At 70.9% G+C, this 26,009-nt stretch carries 21 protein-coding genes; 4 read left to right on the forward strand and 17 right to left on the reverse strand.

The window, feature by feature from the left end; translation table 11 throughout:
* Position 1: 1 nt before the first annotated feature.
* The 3 genes from Q9R33_RS02515 to Q9R33_RS02525 are packed head-to-tail and all read left to right on the forward strand — an operon-like array spanning position 2 to position 3,492.
* Complete coding sequence (locus Q9R33_RS02515) at positions 2-1,525, forward strand: amino acid permease (protein ID WP_056370999.1); 1,524 nt, start codon at positions 2-4, stop codon at positions 1,523-1,525.
* A 26-nt stretch (positions 1,526-1,551) separates the two neighbouring features.
* Positions 1,552-2,700 carry an alanine racemase gene (gene alr / locus Q9R33_RS02520; protein ID WP_311292755.1) on the forward strand — a complete coding sequence of 383 codons (1,149 nt, stop codon included), beginning with the start codon at positions 1,552-1,554 and terminating at the stop codon, positions 2,698-2,700.
* A 39-nt stretch (positions 2,701-2,739) separates the two neighbouring features.
* The gene (locus tag Q9R33_RS02525; protein ID WP_310288804.1) at positions 2,740-3,492 is read left to right on the forward strand and encodes an IclR family transcriptional regulator C-terminal domain-containing protein; all 753 of its coding nucleotides are present in this window, start codon (positions 2,740-2,742) and stop codon (positions 3,490-3,492) included.
* Positions 3,493-3,507: 15 nt separating this feature from the next.
* On the opposite strand, the gene Q9R33_RS02530 is transcribed toward Q9R33_RS02525, so the two are convergent.
* The 14 genes from Q9R33_RS02530 to Q9R33_RS02595 all read right to left on the reverse strand — a co-directional run bounded on the left by Q9R33_RS02530 (position 3,508) and on the right by Q9R33_RS02595 (position 20,044).
* The gene (locus Q9R33_RS02530; RefSeq protein ID WP_056371004.1) at positions 3,508-4,263 is read right to left on the reverse strand and encodes an IclR family transcriptional regulator; all 756 of its coding nucleotides are present in this window, start codon (positions 4,261-4,263) and stop codon (positions 3,508-3,510) included.
* Between the two features lie 196 nt (positions 4,264-4,459).
* Positions 4,460-5,173 (reverse strand): head GIN domain-containing protein, encoded by a 714-nt coding sequence (locus Q9R33_RS02535; protein ID WP_311292757.1) that lies wholly within the window; start codon positions 5,171-5,173, stop codon positions 4,460-4,462.
* Positions 5,174-5,717: 544 nt separating this feature from the next.
* On the reverse strand, positions 5,718-6,032 hold the full coding sequence (locus Q9R33_RS02540) for a TraR/DksA C4-type zinc finger protein (protein WP_311292758.1): 315 nt from the start codon (positions 6,030-6,032) through the stop codon (positions 5,718-5,720).
* Between the two features lie 82 nt (positions 6,033-6,114).
* Positions 6,115-6,279, reverse strand: coding sequence for a hypothetical protein (locus Q9R33_RS02545; protein ID WP_162239864.1), 165 nt, complete (start codon positions 6,277-6,279; stop codon positions 6,115-6,117).
* A gap of 392 nt (positions 6,280-6,671) precedes the next feature.
* Entirely contained in the window at positions 6,672-7,358 is a 687-nt protein-coding gene (locus tag Q9R33_RS02550) for a signal peptidase I (RefSeq protein ID WP_311292759.1), read from the reverse strand.
* On the reverse strand, positions 7,355-8,272 hold the full coding sequence (locus Q9R33_RS02555; RefSeq protein ID WP_310249010.1) for a hypothetical protein: 918 nt from the start codon (positions 8,270-8,272) through the stop codon (positions 7,355-7,357). Before Q9R33_RS02555 ends, Q9R33_RS02550 begins: the two co-directional genes overlap by 4 nt.
* Positions 8,269-8,862, reverse strand: a complete 594-nt coding sequence (locus Q9R33_RS02560; RefSeq protein ID WP_311292761.1) for a hypothetical protein — start codon at positions 8,860-8,862, stop codon at positions 8,269-8,271. Before Q9R33_RS02560 ends, Q9R33_RS02555 begins: the two co-directional genes overlap by 4 nt.
* Positions 8,863-8,931: 69 nt before the next feature.
* Positions 8,932-9,504: an alternate-type signal peptide domain-containing protein gene (locus tag Q9R33_RS02565; protein WP_311292762.1), complete on the reverse strand. Its 573-nt coding sequence runs from the start codon at positions 9,502-9,504 to the stop codon at positions 8,932-8,934.
* Between the two features lie 265 nt (positions 9,505-9,769).
* Positions 9,770-11,812 (reverse strand): VWA domain-containing protein, encoded by a 2,043-nt coding sequence (locus tag Q9R33_RS02570; RefSeq protein ID WP_310249005.1) that lies wholly within the window; start codon positions 11,810-11,812, stop codon positions 9,770-9,772.
* A gap of 96 nt (positions 11,813-11,908) precedes the next feature.
* Complete coding sequence (locus tag Q9R33_RS02575) at positions 11,909-13,300, reverse strand: AAA family ATPase (protein ID WP_311292764.1); 1,392 nt, start codon at positions 13,298-13,300, stop codon at positions 11,909-11,911.
* Positions 13,301-13,414: 114 nt separating this feature from the next.
* Positions 13,415-13,825 (reverse strand): nitroreductase/quinone reductase family protein, encoded by a 411-nt coding sequence (locus Q9R33_RS02580; protein ID WP_310249001.1) that lies wholly within the window; start codon positions 13,823-13,825, stop codon positions 13,415-13,417.
* A 412-nt stretch (positions 13,826-14,237) separates the two neighbouring features.
* Positions 14,238-15,266, reverse strand: a complete 1,029-nt coding sequence (locus Q9R33_RS02585) for an NADPH:quinone reductase (protein ID WP_311292765.1) — start codon at positions 15,264-15,266, stop codon at positions 14,238-14,240.
* Positions 15,267-15,408: 142 nt separating this feature from the next.
* The gene (locus Q9R33_RS02590) at positions 15,409-16,071 is read right to left on the reverse strand and encodes a DUF1275 family protein (protein ID WP_311292766.1); all 663 of its coding nucleotides are present in this window, start codon (positions 16,069-16,071) and stop codon (positions 15,409-15,411) included.
* 94 nt (positions 16,072-16,165) lie between these two features.
* On the reverse strand, positions 16,166-20,044 hold the full coding sequence (locus Q9R33_RS02595; protein ID WP_311292767.1) for a S8 family serine peptidase: 3,879 nt from the start codon (positions 20,042-20,044) through the stop codon (positions 16,166-16,168).
* Between the two features lie 125 nt (positions 20,045-20,169).
* Between Q9R33_RS02595 and Q9R33_RS02600 the strand changes: the two genes are divergently transcribed.
* Complete coding sequence (locus Q9R33_RS02600) at positions 20,170-23,055, forward strand: AAA family ATPase (protein ID WP_311292768.1); 2,886 nt, start codon at positions 20,170-20,172, stop codon at positions 23,053-23,055.
* 102 nt (positions 23,056-23,157) lie between these two features.
* Here the strand turns inward: Q9R33_RS02600 and Q9R33_RS02605 are convergent, their stop codons facing one another.
* The 3 genes from Q9R33_RS02605 to Q9R33_RS02615 are packed head-to-tail and all read right to left on the reverse strand — an operon-like array spanning position 23,158 to position 25,968.
* A complete protein-coding gene (locus Q9R33_RS02605; protein WP_311292769.1) occupies positions 23,158-23,946 on the reverse strand; it encodes a hypothetical protein in 789 nt (262 codons plus the stop codon).
* Between the two features lie 56 nt (positions 23,947-24,002).
* Entirely contained in the window at positions 24,003-25,298 is a 1,296-nt protein-coding gene (locus Q9R33_RS02610; RefSeq protein WP_311292770.1) for a HAMP domain-containing sensor histidine kinase, read from the reverse strand.
* Positions 25,291-25,968, reverse strand: a complete 678-nt coding sequence (locus Q9R33_RS02615) for a response regulator transcription factor (RefSeq protein WP_311292771.1) — start codon at positions 25,966-25,968, stop codon at positions 25,291-25,293. Before Q9R33_RS02615 ends, Q9R33_RS02610 begins: the two co-directional genes overlap by 8 nt.
* Positions 25,969-26,009: the final 41 nt, after the last annotated feature.

Consider the following 26,009-nt stretch of genomic DNA (forward strand, 5'->3'; position numbering starts at 1 on the left):
CATGAGCCCGCTGCCCGACCAGAGTGCGCTTCCGAACGCCCTCCCCCACACCACCGCGACCCAGGTGCCACTGCGACGACTGCAGCGCTCCATGGACGCGCGACACCTGATCATGATCGCCCTCGGCGGTGTGATCGGCTCCGGACTCTTCTTGAGTTCGGGCTACACCATCAGCCAGGCCGGCCCGCTGGGTGCGATCATCGCCTACCTGATCGGTGCGTTCGTGGTCTGGCTGGTGATGGCCTGCCTCGGCGAACTGGCGCTGGCCTATCCCGTCTCAGGCGCCTTCCACATCTACGCGGCACGGTCCATCGGCCCCGCCACCGGCTTCACCACCGCGTGGCTGTACTGGCTGTGCTGGGTCGTCGCCCTGGGCTCGGAGTTCACGGCATCCGGCATCCTGATGCAGCGCTGGTTCCCCGGCGTGGACGTATGGGTCTGGTGCCTGATCTTCGCGTTGGCGCTGTTCACCATCAACGCGATCTCGGCGAGGGTCTTCGGTGAGACCGAGTTCTGGTTCTCGCTGATCAAGGTGGTCGCCATCGTCGCGCTCATCGTGCTCGGCGGCATGGCGATCTTCGGCTTCACGCCCTTGTCGACCGAACACCCCGCTGCCCCGCTGTTCAGCAACTTCGTCACGCCGGAGGGTTTGTTCCCGGGCGGCGTCGCCGGCGTCGTCGTCACCGCCCTCGCCGTCTTCTACGCGTTCAGCGGTTCGGAGCTGATCGGCGTCGCCGCGGGTGAGACCAAGGACCCGGGCAAGAACATCCCCAAGGCGATCCGCTCGACGGTCTTGCGCCTGCTGATCCTGTTCGTGGGGTCGATCACCGTCATCGCCGCGCTTCTCCCCTATGAGGATGCCGGGCTGACCAGCAGCCCGTTCGTGGACGTGTTCGAGTACGTCGGCATCCCCTACGCCGCCGACATCATGAACTTCGTCATCATCACCGCGTTGCTCTCCGCCGGCAACAGCGGCCTGTTCTCGTGCGCGCGGATGCTGTTCTCCCTCGCGGAGGAAGGGCACGCGCCGCGGGTGCTGCAGCGCCTCACCCGCCGAGGAATCCCGCTCGTCGCCCTCACTGTCAGTCTGGCGCTCGGCCTTGTCTCGCTGATCTCCAGCGTGATCGCGCCGCAGACGGTGTACCTGGTGCTGGTGTCGATCGCGGGTTTCGCCGTGGTCGCCGTGTGGATGTCGATCGTGGCGTCGCAGTTCTTCCACCGCCGCCGGTTCGTGCGCGAAGGCGGCGACATCACGACGCTGCCGTACCGCACCCCGCTGTACCCGGTGCTGCCCATCCTGGCGTTCGTGCTGCTGTCGATCTCGCTGGTGGCCATCGCGTTCGACCCGAACCAGGTCGCCGCCCTGTACTTCGGGGTTCCGTTCGTGGGGCTGTGCTACCTGTACTTCTGGTGGCGCTACGGACGCCGTGGCGCGCGCCCGGTCGTCGCCGTGTCGGAGGAGGCCCCCGTCGACGAGGCGGACGACCCCGTCGCAGAAGAGCCCGTGCGGCAGTCCCGCGGGTAAACCGCGCCGACCAACCACCTTTACGCATGCGCACCACGAGTCCTGTCTGGGTCGAGATCGACGCGGGCGCCATCGCCCACAACCTCGACGTCGTACGAGGCGAGGTCGGCATCACGACGCGGCTCTGCGGGGTGGTGAAAGCGGATGCCTATGGACACGGCATCCCCGTCGTCCTGCCGATCCTGATGACGGCTGGTGTCGACACCATCGGGATCACCTCGAACCAGGAAGCCGAGGAGGTACGCCGGCTGGGATTTCCGGGACGCATCATCCGCCTCCGGGCGGCACTGCGCGACGAGATCCAGGAGGGTGCCCGGCTCGATATCGAAGAGTGGGTGGGCGGCGGCGATCACGCGCGTGTCGTGGTCGCCGCCGCCCGCGCGCTCGGGCGTCCTCTCCGCGTCCATCTCTCCCTCAACTCCACCGGGCTCAGTCGAGACGGAATGGACTGGGACGACCCTCAGGCGCAGCCTCACCTGCGACGCATCGCCGCGAGCCCTGAGCTCGCGATCGTCGGAGTCTGCTCGCACTTCCCCTGCGAAGACGCCGACGATGTGCGCGCCGGCGCCCTTGCCTTCCGGAACCAGGCCGGCGCGGCCGAGCGGGTGCTGGGCGCTCCGCGCGGCCGATTCGAGAAGCACTGCGCCACCTCGTACGCGGCGCTGACCGTCCCCGACTCGCGCATGGACATGGTCCGGATCGGTGCGGCACTGTACGGCGACACCTCGGCCGCGATTCCTCACCTGCTCCCCGCCATGCGGCTGGTGTCGCGCATCGCGGCGATCAACCCTTACCCGGCGGGCAGCACGGTCGGATACGACAGGGCCGCACGCATCGATCGCTCCAGCCGGCTGGCCGTCATACCCGTCGGCTACGCCGACGGGTACCCGCGCACGCTCGGCGGCCGGGCGCACGTTCTCGTCCACGGCACCTTCGCGCCGGTCATCGATCGGCTGGCCATGAACAGTCTGGTGATCGACGTGACCCAGGTGCCGTCGGCCCAGGTCGGCGACGAAGTGGTACTTTACGGGCGGCAGGGATCCGCACAGATCCGTTCCGCCGACATCGAACGGGCAAGCGGAACCATCGCCGCCGGCTCGTACACCGCGTGGGCTCGGCTGAACCCGCGCGTCGTCGTCGACGTGCCGGCCTCCGAATCGGTCCCCACCGGGTGACCGGCCCCTCGTCCATCGGCCCAGAAAGCACCCCAGATCATGAGCGCCCCGTCCTCACTGCTGCAGGGTCTCGCGCTGCTTGACGCGGCGGTGGCGCAGGAGCGATCGGGAAGGCAGGGGCACAACGCCTCACGTCTGGCCGAGACCACCGGCATCGAGCGCAGTCGCGTCTCGCGCCTCACACGCGAGCTGCGGGACCTGGGCTACCTCGATCGCGACAACGCCGCGGTGCTCAAGGCGGGCGACGGCTACTTCCGCGCCGCCGGGGCCCTGAGCCGGCCGTGGCTCCGAGCAGCACGTGAGAGTCTGCGCGTGCTCGCCTCCACGTTGGGGGTTTCGGCGCAACTGGTCGCCGCCGAGGGCCCGGGCGCGATCCTGCTCCGTTCCGAGAAGGGCCCGGGCGTGTCCGCGGACTACCTGCGCCCCGGCATCCTGACCCCCATCTGGTGCACCGGACCCGGCCGGGCCCTCCTTTGGGACCACACACGCGATGACCTCGAAGCCCTCCTTGCCGACGTGCAATTCGTCGGAGTCGGCGGCCCCGGCGCGGCAAGATCGGTCGATCAGCTCCATCAGCTGCTCGAGCGAGACCGCGAGCTCGGCATGGTGGACGCCCGCGAGGAATACGTCGAAGGCGTGCGGGACTTCGCACTGCCGATCCGCGATCAGCGCGGCATCGTGGTCTCCATCGGCATCAGCAGCGGCGGCCTCTCGGAGCGCCGCACACGCGAAGCGCAGAGTGCGCTTCGCGACGCCTGCGCGCGGCTGAGCCAGCTCATCCAGGAGTCGTGAGCAACCCGCTCCGGCTCACTCGCCCCGAGCCTCGCCCGCGCCGAGCATCGCCGACAGACGCTCGGCGGCGTGGACACACGCCGCTCCCAGAGCCTCCGACCTCGACTCCAGGCGGCGCCGTTCCCCCACGATCTGCAGGCCGGCGATGACTTCGCCCCGGAAGTCCCACACCGGCGCCGAGACCGAGTACAGGCCCGGCTCGGCCTCCTCCGCCACGATCGCGTAGCCCCTGGCCCGCGACTCCTTCAGGCGCACGAGGAACTCATCGACCGATGCGGCGGCGTTGGGACCGGCGCTGCGGAAGCTCGTGCGGCTGAACACACCGCGAACCTCCTCATCGGAGGCATCCCACAACACCGCCTGACCCGCGTCACTGCAGAACGCCGGATACGCTCGCCCGACCCACGAGCCGATCAACCGGGCGGCGGGCGGCACGCTCTCGACGATCGTGACCGTCGCATCGCCCTCGAGGACTCCGAGGAAGCACGCCTCACCGACATCCGCTGACAGCTCGTCCAGAATCGAGAGGCCGTCGCTGCGCAGACGCCTTTCGACCAGCTGCTCCGCCGAGGCGTACCAAGCCCACGCCAGTCGGTAGCGACCGTCGGGGCCTCGCGACACCAGCCGCTCCTCCGCCAGCGCGGCAAGGGTGCGAGAGACCTGCGAGCGGTCGCGCTGCAGCGCTCGCGCAATGGTCTGCACCGATACGCCCTGCCCGCTCGTTGCGGACATCTCCGCTACGCAGGACACCACGTCCATCCCGCGGCCCATACTGGTCCGCTCGGGAGCGACATCGTCACGCAGGGTCACAAGGAGAGGATATCGAGGTGGCCCGTTGCGGCTCGGCTCGCCGGGCGGGTGACGAGCGCGGAAAGGGGGTGCCGCGCATGCCGGATCTCGTATGGCACAGCCGGGAGCAGCGGATCCGCACGAACCCGGCACCATGCCGCCGCGGCCCTGCGTCCGTTCAGCGCCGCTCCACGTCCCCCGAACCCGACACGCGCACGTCCGTACTCGGGTCACCCGAGTACGTGACCTGACCGCTGCCCGAAAGGTCGACCGAAAGACTGTCGCTCGCAGCGACGTCGACCTCGCCCGATCCGGAGAGGTTGACGACGGCATCCTGCGCCTCGAGCTCCTCGGCGTCGACGGATCCGCTGCCCTCCAGGTCGACGGAGAGCTCGGCGGCAGAGCCCGTCAGCGTGACGTCGCCCGAGCCCGAGAGGCGCACCTCGACCCGATCAGCCGAGATGCCCGACCAGTCGACGTCTCCCGAGCCGTCGATGTCGAGCTGCACGGTGCCGTCCGCCGACACGGTCGCCTCGACATCGCCGGAGCCGGTCAGTTGGATCAGCTCCAGTCGTGGCACAGTCAGCTCGTACCGCACGTCGCCGAACCCCATCGTGAAGCCGGGCTCGGCGCCCAGCACGAGGGTGTCGCCCTCAACCTCGGAGGTCAGGCGATCGATCGCCCCCTCCGGCGCGTGCACCGTGAGCGCCGGCTCCCCCTCAGACACGACAAGATCACCCGAGGTGTCGAGCACGACGCGCGACACCTCGCCGATATCCCGCTCCTCGGAGGTCATCTGCCCGACGGGGATCATCAGTGAGCATGCTGACAGGGCGAGGACCGACGCCGCGACGGCGAGGACGCTGGGCAGTCGGCATCCGTTCTGGTTCATCGGTGACTCCTTCCGCCATCGAAGGTCTGCCGACAGGTCCTCAGCGACCGTCGACCTCCCGTCGCCGGACGAAGGGCGAACGCGTGGAGCCTGAGCGCTCCCAGCCACGCCCATCCTCACCATGATGGAACGACGAGCGGGCCCGTGCCACCCACCTCCGCACCGGCGCACCGTCCTGGGCGAAGTGGATGCTTCGCCCAGGCACGGCCTCGCTCCCCACCACGACGACCGACCCCGACCTGATCGTGCGGGTCTCAGTCGGGTTCAGCCGAACGCGACGTAGCGAGCGGTGGTACCGCGGAAAGTGCTCGCCGGGCCGGCGTCCGCTGCTCCCGGCGCAGCATTCGAAGGGGGCGGCGTCGCAGGGCGGCGATCGACGAGTCTGCGGTGCACAACCTGACGGTCGCCGCGCAGACGGAAGAGCGCGCCTGCTCGAACGATGACCCGGGCCGCAAGCGACGGCACGGGTGCTTCTGCGTGATGCGCGCCGGCCGCACCGGCGCAGGCGACCGGCGGGACGGACGGAATCGCGAAGGGCTTGCGGTCACGCGGCTTCGGCATGGCTCTGACATTCGATGCAGGCGGCCGCGTACGGGAGAACCTCGAGCCGCTCGGGGGCGATCTGCCCTCCGCACCGGGTGCAGCGGCCGTACGTGCCCTGGGTGATGCGATTGAGCGCCGCGCTGATCTGCTCGATCGCGATCCGGTGCGACGCCGCCGACTGGTAGGCGACGGGATCGACGCTCGGGAGAGCGAACGGCTCGAGTTCCTGGAGGACGGCCAGCCGTTCCTCGAGCCGCCGCTCGAGCTCGCGCTGCACGCCGTCGAGCGGAACGGGTTCGGTGGTCTTGATGGGCATTGATGCTCCTCGGGGTACAAAAAAAGCGCCGCAGATGCGACGCGCGGGTGTGTCCGGTTGGACCGATCGTTCAGATCGGACATCACGGGGGCGCGACGCGACGGATGGGCTGCACGGACAGACCATCCGCGTCGCGCCGCCGGGGCGGCAGCACCTCGTGACGGGCGCCCGCGATGTCGACCACTGCCGTCACCACGGAGGCGTCGGCGAGACGCTCTGTGCGGTGTGGGCGGGTCATCGGGGTCATGGCCATCACCATAGCCCGCTTCCAGAAAAAGGCAAGTCAGCGGATTTTTCTGCGCTCGAGGTGCGCGAGTTGACTTCCCCAGGAAGACGGCTATGGTCGTGGGTTCACCCGCCAGCCACCCAGGGGAAGCGAGTCCGCATGTCAGGCCGATCACCGCGAGCACGCGACACGAAGAAGGTCGCCCGCTCGTCACCGAAGGAGAAGCGCGCCGAGAAGCGCGCGAGCCAGGAGTCACGAGCGTTCATCAAGCCACGCAAGGGCGCGTCCGGTTGACGAACGGCGCGGGCTCCTCGCTGTGAGGAGCCCGCGGCACCATCTCGATCAATGGCCGATGCGACCGACGCTCGCGGGTCGCGCGGGTGCCGTCACCGCGCTCCGCAGCGAGAGAGCGCCTACCGGCTGCCGCGCCGCGACTCGCCTCGGGCCTCAGCGTGCTCTGCAGCGGCGGCTGCAGCATCCGTCTTCTTCCGTCGATCCCGCACGGCCCCGCCGACCGACACCGCGGCGTAGAGGAAGAGACCGCCGGCGACGACCGCGAGGACGATCGTGCGGTTCGCGCCGTTCAGCAGGCTGTTCACCCAGCCGAGCAGCGGCAGGCTGTACCAGAGGGTTCCGCGGACCTGCACCGGACGCACCGGTGCAGGGTCGACGGTGTCGTTGTTGTCACCCTTCGTGACGAAGGTCAGCTCGCCGTCGGCGTACGTCTTCGACACCACGCGGTGGCTCACCACGGCCGCTTCGCCCGAGCTGATCTGGTACGTGATGACGTCGCCGACGCGGATCTCGTCCACCGGCGTCGGGCGGATGACCACGAGCGTTCCGGGCGGCAAGCCGGGCTCCATCGACTGCGTGAGCACCGTCATGGCACTGCCGCCGACGACGACAGGCAGGCCGACCACCGCGACCGCCACGCCGAGCAGCAGAACGAGGATCGACGCGCTGACCGACACGGCGAGGTAGTGCAGCAGGCTCTGCCCCTCGTCACGGCGGCGGGCATCGGCGCGGAGGGCTCGGCGTGACGACTCGGTGGCGCGGGGCGTCGGGAGGGTGGACGTCGACGCGGCTGTGGAGATGGTCATGGGTTCACGCATTCGTACTTGACGTTGGAGTTTCCGACGGCGGTCCGGCGCACGGTGAGGGGCGCGCTGTCGGACGAGGTGGTTGTCGAACCGGTCGTCTCGATGGCGACGATGCGCAGCTCGTGAACACCGTCTGCGCGGATGTCGGTGCCGGCCAGGGTCACGGAGACGGTGGCGGCGCTGCTCGAGACCTCTTTGACGACGGTGTTGGACCTGTCGACCACGCGGTACTGCAGGCTCACGCCGGCCGCGCGGTTCGCGGGGGCGGTCCAGCTCAGCTGCACCCCGTGCGGCGGCGCCTGTGTGCAGGCCGGAGCACTCGCAGGGCCGAGTCCCGAGACGGACTGGGTGAACGCGGCCGTGGTCGCCGCTGCGGTCCAGTTCGTCCCGACCGCGCCGGTCACCCGGAACGCCGCCGTGACGGACTGCCCCGAGAGCGAGGCATCCGTCTGCCCGTCGATCTGCGTCGACACGCACACCACCACGGAGGTGCCCGGTGCGAGGGAGCGCGCCGCGGTCGGCAGGGCGGGCGCGCTGTCGGCGAGAGTCGTGCTGACGGCACCGCTCGGAGCGGTGGTGCCGCATGCGCTGCCCGACCACAGGCGGAGCCTGATCTTCCCGGCGAGGGCGCTGCTGCTGGCCGCACCGAGCTGCGTGACCAGCGTGTACGACAGCGGAGCGCCGCCGGTGTTGGCGATCGTCAGCTGGCCGGCGGTGGCCGTCGCGGTCGTGCCGGAACGGTAGTTCGCGTCGAGGCCGCTCGTCAGCTGCGCCGTCGTGGCGATGGTCGTGGACGAGACGGATGCTGCCACCGACGTGCTCGCGATCCACGCGGCGGTCGCGCCGCCGGCGCTGCCGAGCACCGCGAGGGTGACGAGCGCTGCGATCGGGCCGAGCAGGCGACGGCGGGTCATCGGCGCACCTGCGTTCCCGAGATGGTGATCGTGAGGACGGATGCTGCGGCCCCGGCCGCGGCGGACGACGCGTTCTGGGGCAGCCCCACGCCCACGCAGACGAGCTGGGAGGCACCAGGAGCGAGGGTCAGCTGCAGGTCGGAGCCGGCGGCGCCGACGGTGGTCGTGACGGTGGCGGGGACGCGGCCGGCGGTGCAGTCCGCGGCCGAAGAGGTCTTGCCGACGGTGACGGCGACCGCCGATGCGAAAGGGGTGGCCGCGGCGGTGCTCGCGACCGGGTCGATCGTGAGGGCGAGCGGCGTCGTGCCGGTGTTGCTCACCGTGGTCGCGGCGTAGACGGTGCGGCCCGGATAGAGGTTGGTGGCCGAAAGTTGGAGCGGCGTCGAGCTGAGGCCCGCGGACCCCGCCTGCAGCGTGACGGCGGAGGCCGCGGGCGCGGCGACGGTCCAGAGTGCGAAGGTGCCGCCGCCGGCGAGCACGCCGAGCACGATCGCTCCCGCCGTGCCGAGCGCGCCGAGCAGCAGGCGCCGCGGCGCCGCCGCACGGCGGGCGGCGCGCCGGGCGGCGTGGCGGCGGGTGCGGCGGCTCATCGCGGCTCCTTCTCGGGTGGGACGGACGTGGAACCGGAGGCCCGCCTCGGGAAAGCGGGCCCCCGGGGCTCAGTTGGTGTTCTGCGTGAGGCTGACGGTGAGCTCGTCGAGCGTGACCGCACCGTTCATCGCGGCGTTGTTGCCGCCGGCGACGTCGCCGTACGGGAAGGCGATGGTGACCGTGACGGTGACGTCCTGGCTGACGACGTCGCCGGCCGGGGTGACGGTGAACGTGGGGCCGGTGCCCGCGATACCCGCGCCCGAGGCGGTGAGGACGGCCGAGTCGGTGAGGTAGCTCGCGAGAGCCACGTCGGCGGGCTCGGTCACGTCGGCGGGAGCGATCGACGAGTCGGTCAGGGCGAGCGTCGCGCTCAGCCTGTCGCCCTCGGCGCCCACCTTCATCGTCTTGGTGTAGGTGAGGACGTCGCCGGGGACGACGCGGTAGTCGTCGATGGAGATGGCCGAGCCGTTGGCGGTCCAGGTGCCCGCGTCCTGCGATGCCTCGACGACCAGGTTGCCCGCCATGATCGAGGCGCCCTGCGCCGTCGCCGACGAGTTCCAGGTGGCGAAGGTGCCCGCGCCGCCGAGCAGCAGGATGACACCGGCGGTGGTGGCGATGGAGGCCTTGACGATCTTCTTCATGGGAGTGTCCTTTCGCGGGCGGTGCCGCTCTTCTTCGTGGAGGCAGAGGTGCCGGCGGACATTCGGTCGGATTCCGACCGCTCCTCGAGCACGTTGCAAGTCTTGGCGGCGCACCGCAACGTCCCACCGAGTGAGCACGAGCGCTGCCGCAAGATCGCGACAAGAAACCTGCGAGGCCGGACGGCCTTCACACGAAGCGCAAGATCAGCGCAAGACTCCCCCGAGCCGGAAGGTCGAGGGAGGTCGGCATGCTAGCCGCGAGCGGTCACCACCACCACGTCCGGCCGTGGAGCATGTCGCCGAAGTCCTCCGGGGTTCCGCGCCCCGTGTGCCGCGCGCCGAGGTAGCTGTCGACCACCGCACGCCCCAGGTCGTCGAGCTCCGGCGCCACCACATGCCCGCCGGCCCGCCTCGCCAGCGCGTCGATGAACCGCGCCAGCCCGGGGTCCTCCCCCAGCCGGAAGAACGTCGTCTGCGCGCCCATCCGCTGCACGTTGTCGAGCTCGCGCACCGTGACCGCCACCGTCCGCGGGTCCGGCGGGTACGCGAAGAACACGCTCCCGTCGGGACGCAGGTGCGACGTGGGCTCGCCGTCCGTCACGATCAGCAGCACCGGCTGCGCCACGGGGTTCTTGCGGAAATGCCGCTGCGCGAGCAGCAGCGCGTGCTGCAGGTTCGTGCCCTTGTCCCACACCGCGTCCTTCGCGGTGAGCTGCTCGATGTCGATCACCTCGGCGTGGCGGGCAAACGCGATCAGCTGCAGCTTGTCGCCCCGGAACCTCGTCGAGATCAGGTGATGCAGCGCCAGCGCCGTGCGCTTCATCGGCACCCAGCGTCCGTCCATCGCCATCGAGAACGACGTATCCACCAGCAGCGCGACCGCGGCCTGCGTGCGCTCCTCGGTCTCGACCACCTCGACATCGCGCGTGTCCAGCCGCACCCCGGCCGAGACCTCTCCCCCGTCGAGCACCGTCCGCAGCACCGCGTTCGACACCGTGCGCGGGATGTCCCACGGCTCGGTGTCGCCGAACGCCCACTCGCGCGTCGACCCGGTGCGGTCGCCGGCGGCACCCACGTTGCGGGTCTCACGACGCCCCGAGCGACCGGACTGCCGCGTCGCGATGTCCCTCAGCAACGCGCGCCCCAGCTGCCGCATCGCCCGCGGGGTCAGCCGGAGCTGTCCGTCCGACGCGCGCTGCAGCATCCCGGTATCCCTCAGCTCCTGCTCGAGCTCGCGCAGGGTGCGGGCGCTGACGGCGGCGTCCTCGCCCATGAGCCGCTCGAGCGCGTCGAGATCGATGTCGTCCATGCGCGCGCCCGGATACATCTGACCGAGCTGATCGGTCAGCGAATCGAGGTCGGAGAGGTCCTGCATGATGCCGGTCGCCTCGCCGAGACCCGTCGGCTGATCGCCGGAGAAGGATGCCGAACCCGACCAGTCCTCGCCGGGCCGAAGCGACCGCAGATTGTCGTCGAGGCGCGACAGCGACTGCATGAGGTCGGGCGAGCCGAACGCCTGCTCGGCGAGGCTCAGCAACTCGTCGCGCTGCTCTGGGGTCATGGAGTTGAGCATCCGCTGCGCCGCCGCGGCGCGCTCGGCGAGCGTGTCGAGCAGCTCGTCGAGGTTCTGCGGATTCTCGGGGAACTGATCCCCGTGCGTGCGCATGAACTCGTCGAAGTCCTCCTGCGTGTCTTCGCCGAGCCGGCGCTTCTCGAGCAGGTCGTTCAGATCGTTGAGCATGTCGCGGATCGCCTGGCGGTCAGCATCCGTCGCGTTCTCAAGTGCGTTCTTCATGCCGGCGAACCGCTGGTCGAGGAGTTCGCGGCCGAGCAGCTCGCGGATGCGGTCGTAGTCGGCCCGTGCGGTCGGGCTCTGCCAGTCGTAGTCGGCGAGGTCGTTGACCGCCGCGGCGGTGCTGGTGGGGAGATTCTCGAGGCGCATCTCGGCGAAGGCTCTGGTGTCGTCGTCGAGATCGACGTCGCGGACGAGGTGCTTGCGCTCTTCGAGGACGGCATGGTCGAGCAGGCGGCGGACCTCCTCGAGGGTGCCGTCGAGGCGGTGACGCTGGGTGAGCTGGGCTCGGCGCTCGCGAACGCGGCGGGCGAGCTCGTCGAGGCCGAGGCGGTTCTGGTCGCCGCGCCGGAGGTACTCGCGCATCGCGCGCTCGGCGGAGGTTCCCTCCATGACCTCGCGGCCGATCGCCTCGAGCGCGGACTGGATGGGGACGGGAGGCGCGAGCGGGTCGCCGCCGGCGTAACGGCCGTAACGGGAGGTGTGCGCGGGGGTGCGGTGGAAGGAGCGGGGCATTACGGATGCCTCGGGGATGGGTTGCGACCGCGTTCGGGGCGTTTCGACTCGCTCGTTCCTCGCTCGCTCAACGAGCGGGGGTGTGACGCCGGGTACCTAGCCATAGACCGTCTCACCGCCCGCACTGTCTTTGCCGATCTTCTTCTCGAGGTACAGCGACTCGAGGAGCAGCTCGAGCGCACCAGCCCGCTCACCCGGGGTCACGGCCTCGAGACGATCGGCGACCTGGTCGTAAAGGTCGGACTCGCCGAGAACCGGGAGCGCCGCCAGAACCTCCGCTGCAGGAACCTGCTCCCCCGTCATCACCGTCGCGCCGGTATGCAGAGCATCCGCCAGCGCACGCGAGTCCAACCCACGCAGATGCGCCCGCGCCGTGTCCGCGACCGCGGTGCGCAGCAGGTGCTCGAGGATCGCTCGCTCGCGACCTTCCTCCCCCGTCTCGAACTCGATCTTGCCGCCCAGCACGTCCACCGCCGTCTCGAGGTCGACCGGTCGCGCCACCGCGACGTCCTCGTGCTGGCGCGTCGCGCGATGCAGGGCCGCGGCGGCGATCGTCTCGGCGCCCGCGATCGCGAACCTGGCGGATACGCCCGCGCGCTGGTCCACAGCATCCGACTCCCGCAGGTTGCGCGTGAACCGAGCCAGGATCTCGAGCAGGTGCGCCGGCACCTCGGCGACGAGGTCGGCCTCCTGGCGGATGACGGCGATCTCCTCATCGATCGTCTGGGGGTAGTGCGTGCGGATCTCGGCGCCGAAGCGGTCCTGCAGCGGCGTGATGATGCGGCCGCGGTTGGTGTAGTCCTCGGGGTTCGCGGTGGCGACGACGAGCACGTCGAGGTCGAGGCGCAGCACGTAGCCGCGGATCTGGATGTCTCGCTCCTCCATGACGTTCAGCAGCGACACCTGGATGCGCTCGGCGAGGTCGGGCAGCTCGTTGATCGCGACGATGCCGCCGTTGCTGCGCGGCACGAGCCCGTAGTGGATCGTCTCGGGATCGCCGAGCGAGCGCCCCTCGGCGACTTTGATCGGGTCGACGTCGCCGATGAGGTCGGCCACCGACGTGTCGGGCGTGGCGAGCTTCTCGGCGTACCGCTCGCGGCGGTGGCGCCATTTCACGGGCAGCTCGTCGCCCAGCTCGCTTGCACGACGAATGGATGCCGGGGCGATGGGGTGGAACGGATGCTCGCCGAGTTCCGACCCTTCGATGACCGGCGACCATTCGTCGAGCAGGCCGTTGAGGCTGCGGAGGAGGCGGGTCTTGCCCTGGCCGCGTTCACCCAGGAGGACGATGTCGTGGCCGGCGAGGATCGCCCGCTCGAGCTGCGGGATGACGGTGGTGTCGAAGCCGTGGATGCCCGGCCACGGATCGTCGCCGTTCGCGAGGGCGGCGAGAAGGTTCTCGCGCATCTCGATGCGGACGGACCGGTAGGTGTGACCCGATGCGCGCAGCTGGCCGGCCGTCGTGATTCCGGAAGGCGAAGGTGTCATGCCGGGAGGCTACGCCTGGTGCGCGGGGCTCGGGGCCGCATGCGGGAAATCCATCGCGACGCGAGCCGCGCCCCGTGCGACCCCGTTCCAGCCGCGCCGCGGCGCGCGCCCGCGTCAGTTGAAGTTCACCCGCACCAGGGGGCTGCGATCGATCCACTCCTCGACGGGTGCGAACTCCGGCCGCGAGGCGCGCCCTGAGTAGATCGCGTCGATGCCGTCCACGATCGCGCTCAGCACCTCGGTGCGCTCCCGCGGGTCGGTGATCGCGGTCGCCTTCGCCGGAAGGTCGGCCTGCACCTCGTGCTTCAGGTGGAAGGTGAACTCGGGGTGAGCCAGCAGATTCGCGTACCAGGACCGGGCGCCGGGAGTGCCGGTGATGTACACCTCGCCGTCGACGTTGTGGAACCAGATCTCGATCCGGCGGAGCTGCTGGGAGCGGGCTCCCCGCGTGGTGATGTCGACCACGCGCTGCGCGAAGGGCGCGTCGTCGGTCAGGGCGAGGGCGGTCTCGATCGCGGCATCCATACTCGTTCTCTACCGGGGATTCCGCCGGAACGGAAACCGACCGCGACTTCCATCGTCATGCAGGCCGAACTGTGCGGGCGATGTTCCGAGACATTGACCGCGGCATCCTGCTGTGTCCGTTCCACCACATGAATCTTCACCACCATGGCTGGCGAATCACGAGAAACGGGAAGGAGGACTTCGTCCTCCATCGCCCCGGACTTCCTCCCACCGCGCTGCCGACGCGGGTGGCTCGCCGCTACGATTTCGGCGACCTCCGACCAGCGCCGCGAAGACTCATCCCCGCCGGGTAGCGGCGGGGCGCGATGCAACGATCACCGGGCCGCGGGTACGGACTGTCACCCACCTCGCCGGCGGTGCGTGTCGCGCCCCACTCCACCCGGTTCCGCGGGCGGGGCGGCGGCATCCGTTCTCAGCGGTTCTCACCCGAGACGTCGATGAGCACCTTGCCGACGGCACCCTGCTCGACGGCATCGTGTGCCGCCGCGGTCTGCTCGAGCGAGAACCACGTCAGCGGAAGCCCCGCCTCCTCACCCACGGGGAGCGCGCCGTCGCGCAGCGCGGCGGTGATGTCCTCGGCGGCGGCTTCCAAGGCGGCTGCGCCGACCGTGTACAGCAGCAGCCCTTGGATGCGCACGTTCTTCGCGAAGGTCGGCCGCACCGGGATGGTTGCCTCCTCGCCGCCGTTGTCGGCGTAGTACGCGATCGAGCCGTGATTCGCGACCACCTGAGCATCGAGACCGGCGTTCTGCGCGATCGACACCTCGACGATGTGGTCGACGCCGCCGGGCGCAATCGCGGCGATCAGGTCGGCGGCATCCTCGTCGCGGTAGTGCACGATGTGGTGCGCCCCCGCGGCACGCGCGAGCGACGCCTTCTCTTCGCTCGAGATCGTCGCGATCACCGTCGCACCCGCCCAGGCCGCGAGCTGGATCGCCGCATGCCCGACGGCACCCGCTCCCCCGGCCACGAGCACGACACGTCCGTCGAGCGAACCCGGCGCCAGCCGCGCGGGTCCGAACTCGTGGACCGTGAGCGCCCGGTGCGCCGTCATCGCGGGCACACCGAGGCTCGCTGCCACGTCGAAACCGACGCCATCCGGCAGCTTCACCGCCCGCTCGGCGGGGACCACGGTGTATTCCTGAGCGGTGCCGGTGGGGCGTTGGTGCTGGGCGAGATACAGCCACACGCGGTCGCCGACCCCGAGCTCCGTCACACCGTCGCCGACGGCGTCGACGACGCCCGCACCATCCTGATTCGGCACGACCTCGTCGAAGGCCGGCTTCGCTCCGCTCCCGGCCCGCGCCTTCCAATCCGTCGGATTCACGCCCGAGACGGCCACCTTCACGCGCACTTCCCCCGGCCCCGGGTTCACGGGCTCGCGCTCCGCGAGCGAGAGGACGGACGAGCTTCCGGTGCGGGAGTAGACGATCGATCGCATGCCACACGCCAACGCGTCCGCCGTCGTCGGCATTTCCGATCCACGTCGATGTCGAGACCGGCCCCGTCGAATGCGGCGTTGCTCGCTCCCCTGCCGAAGACTCGACGCATCCCGCCGGCCGGGTTCTTCCGGAGTGCGGGTGTCAGCCCACAGATCCGCCGCGCGTGGCGCCGGCCCGTGCCACCCAACGGCTCGCCAGGAGGACGGCCAACGCGGCCGCGATGATCCAGAGGGCACCGTGCCCGATCCAGGCGAACGCCGCGGCGCCGAGGACGGCGCCGGAGGCGATGGAGGCCCACAGCAGCAGATGCCGCGGCCACCCCGTTCCGGCCTGGCCGCGGATCGCCCCGACGAGACCCTGCCCGACCTTCACCAGGGCGCCCGTCATGTAGGTGACTCCGAACGCGACCTGGCCACCTCGTGCGAAGACGGTGTTGAGCGCGCCCATCGCGAAGGCGAGGCAGCATCCCGTCGCCCACCGCCATTCGAATCCGGCGAGGATCGCAGCGGCGCACACGAGGCCGAGGATCAGGAGCAGCACCCGGAGCTGCCCGCTGGCGCGATCGCCGGGAACGAGTGTCCCCGCCATCACGCCCACTACGAACGCGACGATCAGCGTGAGGGCGAACGCCGCGCTCACGAGCGAGAGCTGCGACAGGTCGACGCTCGCGCGGGTGGTGTTGCCGGTCATGAACGAGACGAAGTAGCCGCCGAGGAAGACGAACGCGAAGCCGTCGACGTATCCGGCGAGGCCCGCGAGCACCACAGCCGCCGCGAGCCCCCGTCTGCTCAGGCCTCTCACCATGACAGCGAGCGTATCGACCGCGAACTCCCGAGAACGCCGACGGCCGCCGGACGAGAACGGGAGTCCTCGCCCGGCGGCCTCGCCGCCCGGTCGATCAGTCGAACGGGTCGAAGTACGCCACCGTCGCGGCGTCGATGTTGCTGTCGAGTCCGACCGCGTCGAACGCGGTGGTGCTCGCTCCCGTGACGAACACCCGCCGTGTGCCGTCGGCTCGCTGGTCGACCGCCACGCCGTTCGCCCCGTCGCTCGCGCCGGTCGCGTCGTAGTTCGCCGACCAGACCTGCTCGCCCGTGACGAGGTCGTAGGCGATCGTGACGTAGTCCCAGGCCGTCTCGGCGTCGCGAGACTCACCGGTGACGACGGCATGGGTGCCGTCAGCGGTCAGCGCCACGTCGTAGGCGACGTCCAGCCCGTGAGCGGTTCCGTCATACCGCGTCGCCCAGAGCTGAGCGCCATCGGCCACGTTGTAGGCGACCGACGCGTAGTCCATCTCGGCGCCACCCTCCACGTTGCCGACGACCACGACGGTGCCGCCGTCCGGACTGACCGCGAGCGCCTGCGGCACGTCCGTGCCCGCCTCGCCGTATCCGGTCGCCCAGCGCTCCTCGCCGGTCGCGAGGTCGTAGGCCACCGTCTCCCAGTCGACCTGGCGGTCCGTGTTGCTCACGACGCCGGCCACGATCACGGAGTCGCCCACGATCGCGATGTTGTCCGCGATGTCGATCTGCCCGTCCGAACCGTTGCGCAGCACGTCCCACTTCTGCGCGCCGGTCGCGGCGTCATACGCGACCGTGCCCCAGTCGGTGAGGCCGGTGCCGTCGCCGGCGCTCTGACCGGTGATGACGACGGTCGCGCCGTCCTCGCTCACCGCGATGCTGCGCGCGTCGTCGGTCCCGTTCACCGGGTCGTCGTACCGCGACACCCAGCGCTCGGCGCCGGTCGCCGCGTCGTACGCGACGGTGGCGTAGTCGAGCTGCGCTTCACCCGTGGTCTGGTAGCCGGTGACATAGACGGTCGATCCGTCCGGGCTGACGACGAGGTCGTTCAGCGAGTCCCCCGCCTGAGCCGGCCCGTCCAGGCGCGCGGTCCACCGCCGCTCACCGGTCGCTCCGTCGTAGGCGACCGTGAGGTAGTCGCCGCCGCTGGTCCCACCGACGTACAGGGTCTCGCCGTCGGGGCTCATTCCGAATCCCGCCGGCTCGTCGGACCCGCCGTTCGAGGCATCCCACTGCTCCTCCCAGATCACGTCGCCGGTCTCGGGGTCGTACGCAGCGGTCAGGAAGTCACTCACGAGCCCGCCCGCCGACGGCGGCCGGCTGTAGCCGCTCATGTAGACGCGCTGGCCGTCGGGGTGGAGCAGGAGCTCGGTGCCGACATCCGACGAGCTGCCGAACTGCCCGCCCGCTCCGTCGTACCGGGCGGCCCAGTCCTCGTCACCCGGCTGCTTCGCCCGGAGCACGATCGGCGATCGCACCGTGTGCGTGCCATCGGTCCACGAGAGCTGGCCGGCGAGGTAGTCGAACAGCTGGGTCTCCTCGCCGACGGCGAATGTCACCGTGTACGACGCGGTCGCGCCCGGCGCCACAGTGAGCGTGCTCGGCTCGACCGTGACACCCACTCCGGCGAGCCCGCTCACCGTCGCCGAGTAGGTCCCAGCCTCGTCGTCGACGTTCGTGACCGTGCGGGTGACGGTCTGCGTGCCGTCGAGCAGGCCGATCCCGATCGAGGGTGTGTTCAGATCGCTGGGGTCCAGCGAGCGGCCTCCCGCCTCGAGGTCGTCACACGCCGTGCCGGACACACTGCGGGTCGAGCCGCAGAGGAACGCGGTCCAGTCGTCGACGCCGCTCTCGTAGACCAGGCCCGGGTCGGCCGCGCTCGTGGGCTGCACGTGCCCGGCCCCCTGCTTGAAGATGAGGTTCGGGTCGGTGTTCGCCTCGCCGTCCAGCACGTCCGATCCCGTGGTCATCAGCGCCGACTTGATCGCCATCGGCGACCAGTCCGGGTGGAGGTCCTGCAGCAGGGCGGCGAGTCCGGCGACGTGAGGCGCCGACATCGACGTGCCGCTCATCAGGTTGAAGTCCATCCCGCCCTGGCCGGGAGGGGCGACCGCCGCGAGGATGTCCTGCCCCGGAGCGATCACGTCGGGCTTCAGCACGTCGCCGTTGCCGGCGACGAGCGGGCCGCGCGAGGAGAACTCCGCGGTGAAGGGCGCCGTGCCGCCGTTCGCGATGACCGCCTTCTCGATGGTCGCGGTGGCTCCTGCCGTTGCCGCGTACGCGCTGATCGCGCTCCACTCGGTGTCTTGCAGGTGCACCGTGGGCACCGAGTGGAAGTCGGCGTTGAGCGAGTTGCCGAAGGCGTTCACGAAGATCATGCCGACCCCGCCCGCCTCGGCGACTGCGCGCGACGAGTTGACGCGGGCGATGTCGCCGCCGCGCTCGCAGAGCACGATCTTGCCGGCGACCTTGGCGGGATCGAGCGCCGGCTTGCCGTTGTTGTCGCTCGCGGGGTAGCAGCGGGCACCGGCGCCGATCGAGACACCCGAGAGCCGCGCGGCGGCGCCCGTGATGATCGGCGCGGGGCCGACCGCGGCGCTGCTGAGCGACACGCCCTCGTAGCGTGCGCCGTTGCCGAGGACCACGGCGCCCGTCGTCGTGCGGTCGTGGGTGCCGGCCGCGACCGTGGTCAGCCAGGGACCGGGGTGGGCGACGGTGGCGGCATCAGGGCCGGAGTTGCCGGCGGATGCCGCGACGAAGATGCCCGCTGCGGCGGCGTTGAGGAACGCCGCCTCGGTGGGCTCGAGGAAGTCGGTGCTGGAGCCCGAGACCGAGTAGTTGATGACGTCGACGCCGTCGGCGACGGCCTTGTCGATGGCGGCGACCATGTCGGACGTGTAGCCCGTCGCGGTAGAGCCGTCCTCGACGGACCACAGCGCCTTGTACGCCGCGATGCGCGCCCGCGGCGCGATGCCCGAGATCTCACCGAACGGCGCCGCCGGGCCTGTCACGTCGACGCCGTGGTTGCCGCCGGCGGTCGAGGCGGTGTGGGTGCCGTGACCGTTGTAGTCACGCGGCGAGAGGAACTCCCACGGCAGCTGCTGCGCGACGCCCTCATCGCCTCCCCACGCTGCGTTGAAGTACTGGGCGGTCACGAGCTTGTTGTTGCAGAGGTTGGCGTCCCACGAATCGTCGCCCACTTTCTCCGCCGACGCGCACGTGCCGCGGAACCCCTGGGGCTTGCCCTGGTACACGAGCTTCTTGTCACTGCGATCGGAGAAGCTGGCGACCTCGGGCCAGATGCCGCTGTCGATGACGCCGATCACGATGTCCTCGCCCGCTCCCGGCGTCTTCTTGCCACCGGTCGGACCGCCGAGCTGTGCCCACAGGCCGTCTTCGTCGTCCAGTCCGAGGAATCCTTCCGTCGACGAGGTGTCGGTCTCGACCGCCTCGTCGGGGTGCACCGAGACGACGTCCGGCTGGGCCTCGAGCTCGGCAGCCTGCGCGGGAGTGAGCTCGGCCGCGAAGCCGTTGAAGCTGTACACGTAGCTGTATGAGGGCTTGCCGCCCTTCACCTTCGCGAGAGCCGCCCGCTGCTGACCCTTGAGGTGCGTGCTGTACGCCTCGACCGCGGGGTCGGCCGGGTCGACCTTCGCGCCGCCGCGAGGCTTCGTCGACTTCAGCCCCTTCTCACCGCCCTCGTATGCGACCACGGGCGCGGGCGCCATCTGCACGATGTACGTCTGCGGCTGCGCGGCTTCGCTCACCAGCGCCTGCGCGTCCTCGGGGGTCGTGACCTTCACGCCGCCGGTCCGGTCGCCGAGGTCCTCCACCGCGACCGGCGCCGGGTCCACGGCGAGCGCCGCGGTCGGTGCGGCCGGTGCGGCTGTCACCACGAGGGCGAGGGCGGCGGCCGCCGCGATGGTCAGCCGCGTAGAGGCGTGCCTCCGCGGTCGTTGTCTGAGATGTCTGGGCACTGTCTCTCCTCGCACACGGATGATTCGTTTCACACCTTGCGTTGGAGGTTACGGACGGGTGAACGGGGCCTGCATCCGTGACCTACACTGACTTTTGCTCGCGCCCCACGAGACGAATGGCAGTCATGCCTCAGCCCCCCGCTCCACCTCCCGGCGGGGTGTCGCCTGTCCTCGTCGGTCGTCGCGCCGAGTTCGACGCACTGGCTCGCGCGATCACGTCACCCCCGGCGCTCATCGTCGTCCAGGGCGAAGCCGGGATCGGCAAGAGCCGCCTGGTCCGCGAACTCCTCGCCGCGGCACCGCCCTCGGCCGCGGTGCTGATGGGTCAGTGTCAGCCGCTCCACGATCCGTTCCCGCTCGGACCGGTACTGGACGCCTTCCGGCAACAGCGCGATCGCATCGACGTGGGCGACCTCAGCCCCGTCGTGGGGAATCTGGCTCCGCTCGTGCCCGAGATCGCCGACCGCCTCCCCGCGCCACCCGAACGCCCGGCGGATCAGCGCGACGCGCGACACCAGATCTTCCGCGCGGCGACCGAGCTGATCGAGCATCTCTCCCCCGCGGTGCTGGTGCTCGAGGACGTGCACTGGGCCGACGCCGTCACCTTCGACTTCCTCACCTACCTCATCGCGCACCAGCCGGCCGAGACGACGATCGTCGTGACCAGTCGCACGGACCTCGGCGCGACGCCCGTCGGAGAGTCGTTCGCACGCGCCCCGGAGGGCCGGACCCGCACGGCACGGCTCGCGCCGCTCGACGTCGCGCAGGTCGGCGAACTCACCCGGCACCTGCTCGGCGTGGACGTCCCTGATCCGGTCGCCGCGGCGCTGCACGAGGTCACGGGCGGCGTACCGTTCGTCGTCGAGGAGGTCCTGCGCACCCTGCTGGCGCAGCTTCCCGCCGCGGACATCCCGACCCACACGGACGCCCTCGCGGCGCTGTCGGTGTCGACGGCGCTGCGGGATGTCGTCATCCAGCGGCTGATGACGCTGGACGCGACCGCCCGTGAGGTCATCGAGGCGGCCGCCGTGGTCGGGCCCACCGTCGACCCGGGCCTCATCGCAGAGCTCACCGAGCACGACGCCCGGCAGGTGGCGACCGCTCTCACGGCAGCCCATGCCGCGGGCCTGCTGCATGAGCAGGACGGCCGCAGCCGCTTCCGGCACGTGCTCGCACAGCAGATCGTCTATGACGCCACACTTCTGCCCACCCGTCAGTGGTGGCACGCCCGGATCGCCCGCGTGCTCGAGGAGCGGCACGACCCGATCCTCTCGGCGCGCATCGCCCACCACTACCAGCGCGCCGGTCTCGTGAAGGACTTCGTCCGCTGGGCGGAGGCCGCGGCCGATGAAGCGGTGCGCCACGGCAATGAGGCGGCGGCGGCCGAGTTCCTCCGCGAGGCGACCGCCGACATGACCGACCTCTCGATCGACGATCGCGTGCGGATCGCGACGAAGCTGGGTCGTGCCGCCGTCGACGGACTGGCACACGCCGAGTCGGCCCCGATCCTCACCCGCCTCTTGGAGAGCGAGCAGCTGACGCCGGCCGCCCGCGGCGAGCTCCGGTTCGCCCTAGGCCGGCTCTATCGGCAGCAGGGGTTCGCCCGCGACGGGTACGGCGAGATCGAGCGCGCGGTCGATGAGCTCGACGAGCGTCCCGACCTCCAGGCGCGGGCGCTGGCCGTGCTCGCCGCGCCCGAGACCGTCGTCGATGTGTCGCTCGAGGCGCATCTGGCGCGATGCGCGCAAGCCGTGGCGGCGGCCCAGCGCGCCGGATCGGTGGACGTCGAGCTCGGGGTGCGCATCGCGCGCGCCTCGCTTCTTCTCGAACAGGGCGATCCGGCCGCATGGGGGCTGATCGACGCCGCGCGACGCGACCCCGTCGTGCTCACGCAGCCCCGCGAACACGCTCGCGCCGCACTCAACTGGGCGCAGGGCGCCCTCCACATCGGCAACGTGCGCCGCGCCGACGAGTTGCTGGCCGAGGGGCGGTCGATCGCCGAGCGGTCACTCTCGCCGCGCCTGCTGGAGGTCTTCGAACTGGTCGGCGCGATGGTCGACCACGCCGCAGGTCGATGGGACGGGCTCGCCGAGCGGGCCGACGCCCTGGCCTCGCGCGCGTTCGGATTCGGTGCCGCGTCGTTCGAGGCGCGTTACCTGCACCACCTCGTTCAAGGCTCTCGCGGGAACGCCGCGGAAGCGGTCGAGGGTCTCACCGACCTCATCCGCGACTGCGAGAGGGTCGGTGCGGTGTGGCCGCTGGTGCCCGCACGCGCGGCGCTCGCTCCCCTGCGGCTGACTCTGGGCGATCCGCAGAAGGCCTTCGACGAGGCATCCGCCGCCCTCGAGCAGATCCGGCGCAAGGGCATGTGGGCGTGGGCAGCCGACGCCTTGGTCTGCCAGGTCGAGGCCGCGTCGGACCTCGGCACGGTAGACGATATCCGCGGGCGGGTCACGGCCGTCGGCGAGCGCATCCGCGACGCGCAGGCGCCCGCGATCACCGTGGCCATGACGACGTGCGAGGCCCTGATCGCGCACCACGACGGCGACACCTCCACCGCCGAGGAGCGACTGTCGCACGCCCGGGCGGCCGCGCACGAGGCGGGGCTCGTCTACGTGGCGGCTCGATCGACGGAACGGCTCGGAGGCTGGCGCTGCGAACGGGACGCGGCCGACGGCCCCGGTCTGCTCACGGAGGCCCTCACCGCGTACGGCCGTCTGTCGGCACGGCAGGACATCGCCCGGGTGACCCGAACCATGCGGCGGCACGGCGTTCCCGTGCCGTATCCGTGGCGCGGGGGGCGGCCGACCCACGGCAACGACCTCTCGCGGCGCGAGCAGGAGGTCGTGCAGCGAGCGGCGGCAGGACGCACGAACCGCGCGATCGCCGCAGAGCTGTACCTCTCTCCTCGCACCGTTGAGACCCACATGTCGAACGCGCTCCGGAAACTCGGGCTGACTTCCCGGGACGAGCTCGACGCGGGCGCGCTCGAGTCCTTGACGAGCGACTGACCGCGTCCGGCAGGCGCCCGCGGGATCCGATCGGAGACGAGCGCCCGGCAGCGACGCCGAGCGGCGGCCGCCCTCGTGAGCGGCCGCCGTGTCCATCCGCGCTCAGTCGTCGCTGTCGGTCCCCGTCGCGACCACCGCGAACTGGGCGTCCAGATCGAGCTCGACGAAGTCTCCTGCAGCGGTCAGGACCGTGACATCCCAGGGCGACGTGCTGTCGTCGTCGGCCTCGATCTCGACGATGCGGCCGTCGGCCTCGGCGAGCGCCGCGTCCACGATCGCGGCGATCGAGTCGGCGTCGAGCACGTACTGCGGGGCGCCGTCGTCGTCGGCGGACTCCGTGGAGACGATGGATGCCTCCCCGCCGGCGTCGACGCGCACCTCGGTCTCGGAGCCGTCCGCGGCCTCGAGCGTCACCTCGGCGCTGCCGTCGCGCTTCAGATCGATCGACGTGGGCTCGCCCTCGCCGGCGGCGGATGCGGCGTCGATCATCGCGACCAGGTCGTCGGCGGAGTCGGTGCCCAGGTTCGACACATCACCGCCGGTGCTGCCGGCGGTGTCGTCGCTCGAGTCGTCGGTGTCACGCGAGTCGTCGTCGCTCGAGTCGGACGACGCCGATGCGGCGAGGTCGCCGGCCTCATCGGCCATCTCCGCGCCCAGGGCGATGCCGCCGCCGGCGAGGATCGCGGCGGCCAGCACCGCGCCGCCGCCGATCAGCCAGCCGCGTGTGCGGCTGCGCTTCGGGGCGGGAGCGGCGTGCGCGGATCCCGTGGTCGCGTCCGCCGGACCGGCGGGAGCCGGGGCCGGAGCGGCCGCGAGCACCTCGGGCTGACGATCGTCGGCGGGCTGCGCTGCAGCGGGGGAAGTCTCGGGGGTGCTGTTCTTGTCATCCATGCTTCGATGGTGCCGAGCGGTCGCTGAAGCAGACCTGAAGCATCCTGAAGCGGCGTTCAGGGTGACGCCGGCAACGCGACGGCGAACCGCGCGCCCCCCAGCGGCGAGTCCTCGACGCGCACGCTGCCGCCCTCGGCGCTCGCGATCGCACGCACGATCGCGAGCCCCAGCCCGCTGCCGCCGGCATCGCGCGCACGCGCCTCGTCGAGCCGCACGAACCGCTCGAAGATGCGCTCGCGCTCCTCCCCCGGAATGCCCGCGCCGTCATCGTCGACCGTCAGCAGCACCTGCCCATCGCGCTCGATCACGCCGATCGCGATCGCGCTTCGCGCGTGACGGGCGGCATTGTCGGCGAGATTGCGCAGGAGCCGGCCGAGCAGACGGGCATCGCCGCGCACCCGGGCGGCATGGACGCCGGACGCATCCACCGCGACGCCGCCGGTGCGCAGCCGCTTCACCTCGGCGAGCGCGAGGTCGTCCAGATCGACCTCGTCCCGCTGCAGCGCCGCCCGCTCGTCGAGTCGCGCCAGCAGCAGCAGCGCGTCGACGAGCTCCTGCATTCTGAGCCCCTCGTCGTGGACCACCCCGGCGAAGTCGTCGACGGACGTCGCCTCGGGATGCAGCTGTGCCAGCTCGGCGTGCTGGCGGATCGTCGCCAGCGGCGAACGAAGCTCGTGGGAGGCGTCGGACACGAATCGGCGCTGCGCGGTGGCGGCAGCATCCAATCGGTCCAGCATGCGATTCATCGTGCTCGCCAGCGCGGCGATCTCATCGCCCGACGGCGGAACGACGACCCGTCGGTCGAGCCGGTCGGCCGTGATGTCGTCGACCTCCGCACGGATGCGCGAGACCGGTCGCAGGGCGCGGCCGACGACCCACCAGGTGATCCCCGCGACCAGCGCGACCACGGCGACGACGGCGAACGCCAGCAGCATCGCCACGGTCGCGAGCGTCTGCTGGTCGTCCTCCACCGGCACCGCGAGGAGGAGCGTGCCGTCGTCCAGATCTTCGCGCACGACCAGCATCGGCTCGTCATCGTAGATGACGGTCCCCTCCGCGTGCGGCAGGTCGCCGCTGTCGGCCTCCTCGGACGCGGCGACGACACGCCCCTCGTCGTCGAGCACCTGCACGATGTCGTCGTCGAGCTCAGCCACCGCCGAAGCGCCCTCGGCCTCGATCCGGGCGGCGAGCTGCTCGGCGCGTGACTCGGCCGCGCGGGCGGTGGCGTCTTGGATGCTGACCGACAGGATGCCGTAGAAGGCCAGTGCCCCGATGACCAGCGCTGCGGCGACCACCGCGGTCGCGGAAGCGGTGATGCGCCTGCGCAGCGAGCGGCGCCGCGGCTCAGCCACCGTCGGCCGCCAGACGGTAGCCCGCACCGCGGACGGTCTCGATCGCGTCGCGCCCGAATGGCCGGTCGACCTTGCGCCGCAGATGCCCGACGTACACCTCGACGATGTTCGGGTCTCCCTCGAAGTCGTCGTTCCACACACCGGCGATGAGGTCGCGCTTCGAAAGGACCTGCCCGCGATGGCGGATGAGGTGCTCGAGCACCGAGAACTCCCGCGACGTGAGGACGATCTCGGTGTCGCCGCGCCAGACCTTTCGCGCTCCGGGGTCGAGCCGAAGGTCCCCCGCTTCGAGCACGGTCGGCCGCTCGATCCCGCCGCGGCGGATCAGCGCACGCAGCCGCGCGACGAGCACGGCGAACGAGAACGGCTTGGTGACGTAGTCGTCGGCCCCGGTCTCGAGCGCCTCGACCTGGTCCCACTCCCCGTCCTTGGCCGTGAGCATGAGCACGGGCGTCCAGTTCTCCTCGGCACGCAGCGCCTCGCAGACCTTCCAGCCGCTCATTCCCGGCATCATCAGGTCGAGCACGATGGCGTCGTACGTCGTCTCGCGTGCCCGCCACAATCCGTCCACGCCGTTGTGCGCGACATCCACGCCGAAACCCTCGGCCTCGAGCCCCCGACGGATGCCGTCGGCCAGGCGCACCTCGTCATCCACCACCAGAATCCGCATCGGGTCCAGTCTGGCCCGCCGCGCCTGAATCCGCCCTGAAG

Origin of the sequence: Microbacterium sp. PRC9 (assembly GCF_031844125.1) — a bacterium.
Taxonomy (GTDB): Bacteria; Actinomycetota; Actinomycetes; order Actinomycetales; family Microbacteriaceae; genus Microbacterium.

Excerpts from the sequence above, each read along its gene's own strand:
- Q9R33_RS02515 (WP_056370999.1), top strand. The coding sequence starts at position 2 with ATGAGCCCGCTGCCCGACCAGAGTGCGCTTCCGAACGCCCTCCCCCAC.
- alr (WP_311292755.1), top strand. The coding sequence starts at position 1,552 with ATGCGCACCACGAGTCCTGTCTGGGTCGAGATCGACGCGGGCGCCATC.
- Q9R33_RS02525 (WP_310288804.1), top strand. The coding sequence starts at position 2,740 with ATGAGCGCCCCGTCCTCACTGCTGCAGGGTCTCGCGCTGCTTGACGCG.
- Q9R33_RS02530 (WP_056371004.1), bottom strand. The coding sequence starts at position 4,263 with ATGGGCCGCGGGATGGACGTGGTGTCCTGCGTAGCGGAGATGTCCGCA.
- Q9R33_RS02535 (WP_311292757.1), bottom strand. The coding sequence starts at position 5,173 with ATGAACCAGAACGGATGCCGACTGCCCAGCGTCCTCGCCGTCGCGGCG.
- Q9R33_RS02540 (WP_311292758.1), bottom strand. The coding sequence starts at position 6,032 with ATGCCCATCAAGACCACCGAACCCGTTCCGCTCGACGGCGTGCAGCGC.
- Q9R33_RS02545 (WP_162239864.1), bottom strand. The coding sequence starts at position 6,279 with ATGACCCCGATGACCCGCCCACACCGCACAGAGCGTCTCGCCGACGCC.
- Q9R33_RS02550 (WP_311292759.1), bottom strand. The coding sequence starts at position 7,358 with ATGACCATCTCCACAGCCGCGTCGACGTCCACCCTCCCGACGCCCCGC.
- Q9R33_RS02555 (WP_310249010.1), bottom strand. The coding sequence starts at position 8,272 with ATGACCCGCCGTCGCCTGCTCGGCCCGATCGCAGCGCTCGTCACCCTC.
- Q9R33_RS02560 (WP_311292761.1), bottom strand. The coding sequence starts at position 8,862 with ATGAGCCGCCGCACCCGCCGCCACGCCGCCCGGCGCGCCGCCCGCCGT.
- Q9R33_RS02565 (WP_311292762.1), bottom strand. The coding sequence starts at position 9,504 with ATGAAGAAGATCGTCAAGGCCTCCATCGCCACCACCGCCGGTGTCATC.
- Q9R33_RS02570 (WP_310249005.1), bottom strand. The coding sequence starts at position 11,812 with ATGCCCCGCTCCTTCCACCGCACCCCCGCGCACACCTCCCGTTACGGC.
- Q9R33_RS02575 (WP_311292764.1), bottom strand. The coding sequence starts at position 13,300 with ATGACACCTTCGCCTTCCGGAATCACGACGGCCGGCCAGCTGCGCGCA.
- Q9R33_RS02580 (WP_310249001.1), bottom strand. The coding sequence starts at position 13,825 with ATGGATGCCGCGATCGAGACCGCCCTCGCCCTGACCGACGACGCGCCC.
- Q9R33_RS02585 (WP_311292765.1), bottom strand. The coding sequence starts at position 15,266 with ATGCGATCGATCGTCTACTCCCGCACCGGAAGCTCGTCCGTCCTCTCG.
- Q9R33_RS02590 (WP_311292766.1), bottom strand. The coding sequence starts at position 16,071 with ATGGTGAGAGGCCTGAGCAGACGGGGGCTCGCGGCGGCTGTGGTGCTC.
- Q9R33_RS02600 (WP_311292768.1), top strand. The coding sequence starts at position 20,170 with ATGCCTCAGCCCCCCGCTCCACCTCCCGGCGGGGTGTCGCCTGTCCTC.
- Q9R33_RS02605 (WP_311292769.1), bottom strand. The coding sequence starts at position 23,946 with ATGGATGACAAGAACAGCACCCCCGAGACTTCCCCCGCTGCAGCGCAG.
- Q9R33_RS02615 (WP_311292771.1), bottom strand. The coding sequence starts at position 25,968 with ATGCGGATTCTGGTGGTGGATGACGAGGTGCGCCTGGCCGACGGCATC.